3 protein-coding genes are annotated in these 3,716 nt (G+C 62.9%); all 3 read right to left on the minus strand.

Annotated features, from left to right (window positions below; translation table 11 throughout):
• Window positions 1-133: 133 nt before the first annotated feature.
• The 3 genes from QOC89_RS13485 to QOC89_RS13495 all read right to left on the minus strand — a co-directional run bounded on the left by QOC89_RS13485 (window position 134) and on the right by QOC89_RS13495 (window position 3,680).
• Entirely contained in the window at window positions 134-1,798 is a 1,665-nt protein-coding gene (locus QOC89_RS13485) for an ABC transporter substrate-binding protein (protein WP_323045466.1), read from the minus strand.
• A 328-nt stretch (window positions 1,799-2,126) separates the two neighbouring features.
• The gene (locus tag QOC89_RS13490; RefSeq protein WP_323045467.1) at window positions 2,127-3,146 is read right to left on the minus strand and encodes a HoxN/HupN/NixA family nickel/cobalt transporter; all 1,020 of its coding nucleotides are present in this window, start codon (window positions 3,144-3,146) and stop codon (window positions 2,127-2,129) included.
• A gap of 18 nt (window positions 3,147-3,164) precedes the next feature.
• Window positions 3,165-3,680 (minus strand): cupin domain-containing protein, encoded by a 516-nt coding sequence (locus QOC89_RS13495; RefSeq protein ID WP_323045468.1) that lies wholly within the window; start codon window positions 3,678-3,680, stop codon window positions 3,165-3,167.
• Window positions 3,681-3,716 lie beyond the last annotated feature (36 nt).

The raw sequence follows: 3,716 nt of genomic DNA on the forward strand, positions 1-3,716 counted from the left end.
CCGAGGTCGACATTGTGATCTCCTGCCAAAGAAGCGCCATGCGCTCATGCGTTCAAGGGCGTTTGCGTTCAACAGCTTTGCATTCAACGGATTTTGCGTTCACCGGGTTGGCGGTTACGGGTTGGCGTTCAAATCACGCGCTCAACACCGCGCGATCGAAATAGAGTTGCGCGAGCGCGGTGAACCGCACACCGTTCACACCCTTGCGCATGGCAATCAGCTGATCATAGAAGAACGGGATGATCACCGGCGTTTCGTCGAGCAGCAGCGTCTGGATCTGTCCGGAGATTTTCTTTTGCGAACTCAGGTCGATCGCCGCGACGAACTGCGCGACCAGTTGATCGTATTGCGGGTTCCTGAAGTGCGCGGCGTTCCATGTGCCCGTGCTGGTGAGCGGCGCGTTCAAAAACACATTCGGCACGCCGCGATGACCATAATCGGTGATGCCGAGCGGCGAATCGAGCCAATCCGATTTGCCCGGCGTACCCGCGCCGTAGTACAGCGACTGGCTCTCCACTTTCAGAGTGACGCGCACCCCGATCGCCTTCGCCGCGTTCTGCACGACCACCGCGAGGTCGGGAATCTCCATGTACTTCTCGGTGGTCAACGTGACGTCGAATCCGTTCGGCACGCCTGCTTGCGCGAGCAGCTGCTTCGCTTTCGCGAGGTCGATCCTGCGTTGCGCGACGCCCGCATCCGATGATGGAAACACCGGTGCGAACGGGCTGTCGTTGCCGAGCTGCGCGCGGCCTTTGAACAAGCCCCGCACCAGTACGTCGCGATCGAGCGACAACGCCAGCGCCTGGCGCACGCGCTTGTCCTTGAACAACGGATTGTCGTTGCGCATATGAATCTGCCGATGCGCGCTCGACTTCACGCCGACTGCCTTGTAGTCCGGATTGTTCAGAATGCCTGCGCCGCCCTGCACGGTGAAGGTGCCCATCACGTCGGCCTGGTGACCTTGCAAGGCGAGCAACTGCGCCTGTTCGTCGGCGTAGAAGGAGAATTGAACGCGTTGTGGTAATGCTTTGTCGCCCCAGTAATCGGGATTGCGCACGAACGATGCGCCAACCTTCGCCTGATATTTTTCGAGCTTGAACGGACCGGTGCCGATGAAGCTCTTTTCATAACCGCCCGCATAGTTCGCGGGCAGGATCACGGCGTTGTAATTGTCCGAGGAAACGTAGTACGGGAAGTTGCCGTTCGGCGCATCGAGATGGAAGGCGACCGTGTGCTCGTCCACCACCTTCGCGCCGCCTTTCGACAACACGCCCTTGAGCACCGAGAGCGCCGCCGAACCGCTCGCCGGGTCGGCGAGGCGATCGAAGGTGGCGGCCACGTCCCTGGCGGTGAAGGTCTGGCCGTCGTGGAACTTGACGTTGGGGCGCAGCTTGAAGGTCCACACATCGCCCTTGTCGTTCGGCTTCCACGACAAAGCAAGCGCCGGTTTAAGCACGAGCTTTTCGCCGTCGTCGTCGATCAGGAATTCCCCGGTCTGATTCAGGAGCGCCAGGCTCGCGGCATCGGTCACGGTGAGCGGGTCGACCGCGCCGGCCGGCGTCAGATGGGCTACGCGGATCGTCTGGTTAGCCGAACCCGGCGCGCCTTGCGCGCGGGCGCGCGGCGCATTCAGCACGCCGCCGCCGACCAGCGACAAACCGATCACGCTCGCATAGCGCAGCAGATCGCGGCGCGTAATGCGGCCGGCGAAGAATTCGTCGATGGCGTGGTTGCCGTAGGCGTCGGCGGTGCGGCGGGCCAGGTCGAGTTCGGGAAATCGGTCCGCGGGAGTCTTCATCGATGGAGTGTCCAGTCCGTTCTGTTGCCGGTTCTGAAGCGCCGCGCCGGATGCGCGCGACAGGGCGACTTGATTGCAATGACGAAAAGCTGCAGGGCAGCCGGAGTGGCAAAAAGCGGTTTCAGTGTAAGCGATTGATCACGGGTTCGGCGCGCCCGCTGCGCGGTCCGGTTCACGTTTGGCGGATAAAATGGGCCGCGTGTGTCGTCACGACAACGCTCGACAGGCTGGCTCGGATGCCGACGTAAAAGGCCGGGATCCCGCAGCGCGGAAATCGCCGCTACGGCCGTGGAATCCTTACCGGTCTCAAGCGCAGGGCAAGTTGGAGTTACCGCGCGATGACGGCCGGGCGGCGCCAGCGGTGGAACAGTACGGAGCCGATCCAGCATGCCATGAACATGGCGACGATGCCATAACCCAGCACGCCGAAGCGTTCGTTGAGGCTTGCCACGGCGTCCCATATGCCGCCATTCAAACCGAGCTTGTCCGATAGCAATCCCAGCGCTTCGACGCCGCCAATGACGATCGCCACTACCGCCGAGACGAACGTGATGCTCGCGTTGTAGTAGAGCTTGCGCTTCGGATCGTCCATGGCCCAGCCGTAGGCGTGGACCATCAGCACGTTGTCGGTCGAATCGACCAGCGTCATGCCGGCGGTGAAGAGCGCCGGGAACACGAGGATCGAATACAGCGGCAGGCCTTTGCTGGCTTCGGACGCCGCAATCGCCAGCAGGCCGATCTCGGTCGCGGTGTCGAAGCCGAGGCCGAACAGCACGCCGACCGGGTACATGTGCCAGCTTTTCGTGACGAGCCGGAACATCGGCCGCAGTGCGCGCGACAGCAGACCGGCGGGCGCGATGTTTGCCGTCGTTTCCGCAGCGAGTTCACCGCCACGTTGGACATGGCGATAGCGGCGCCAGACATCGCGCAGAATCACGAGATTCACGCACGCCAGCACTAGCAGAAACACCGCCGACACGAGCGTGCCGATCGTGCCGCCTACCGCCTTGAAGGCTTCGAAGCGGCCGTGCAGCGAATGCGTGGTCCACGCGATGCCGATCGTCGCCACGATCACAATCGTCGAATGACCGAGCGAAAACGATAGGCCCACGCCGAGCGGCCGCTTGCCGGTTTGCATCAGCTTGCGCGTGACGGCGTCGATCGCGGCGCTGTGGTCGGCGTCCACCGCGTGACGCAGACCGAAGCCATACGCGAGCAACGCGGTGCCGAGCAGCAGCGGATAGTGGCGAAACGCGATGAGCGCCCACGCCCATGCGCCGAGGTTGGCTGCGATCAGTACGGCATAGAGTGTGATGAGGCGAGGGCGCAGCGAGGCGGTCGGCGTCATGAGTTGCGTGAAAGAGGTTTAGTGATCGTGCGGATGTTTGTGAATCGGATCGACCCAGAAGACGGTTTCCGGTGCTTCCACTGCGTCGATGTTCAGGTTCACCACCACCGCTTCGTTGTCGCTGCGCACCAGCACGCATTCGAGCGGATCGTCGGTGCTCGCGTTGATTTCCTGATGCGGCACATACGGCGGCACGAAGATGAAGTCGCCCGGACCGGCTTCGGCCGTGAATTCCAGATGCTCGCCCCAGCGCATGCGGGCATGGCCACGGACCACGTAGATCACGCTTTCGAGCGCGCCGTGGTGATGCGCGCCGGTCTTTGCGTTCGGATGGATCGTCACGGTGCCGGCCCAGATTTTCTGCGCACCGACGCGCGCCGCGTTGATCGCCGCCGCGCGATTCATGCCGGGCGTTTGCGCGGTATTGCTGTCGAGCTGATCGCCCTTGATGACCTTGACGCCGTGCTCGCGCCAGTCGATCGGCGCCGGTGCCTGCTCGTCCTTGTAATGCGGGTGTTCGTGATCCTGGCTCATGGTGTGTCTCCTCATGGGCGTGAGTCCGGCCGATCG

The organism is Paraburkholderia sp. (assembly GCF_034668105.1).
Taxonomy (GTDB): Bacteria; Pseudomonadota; Gammaproteobacteria; order Burkholderiales; family Burkholderiaceae; genus Paraburkholderia.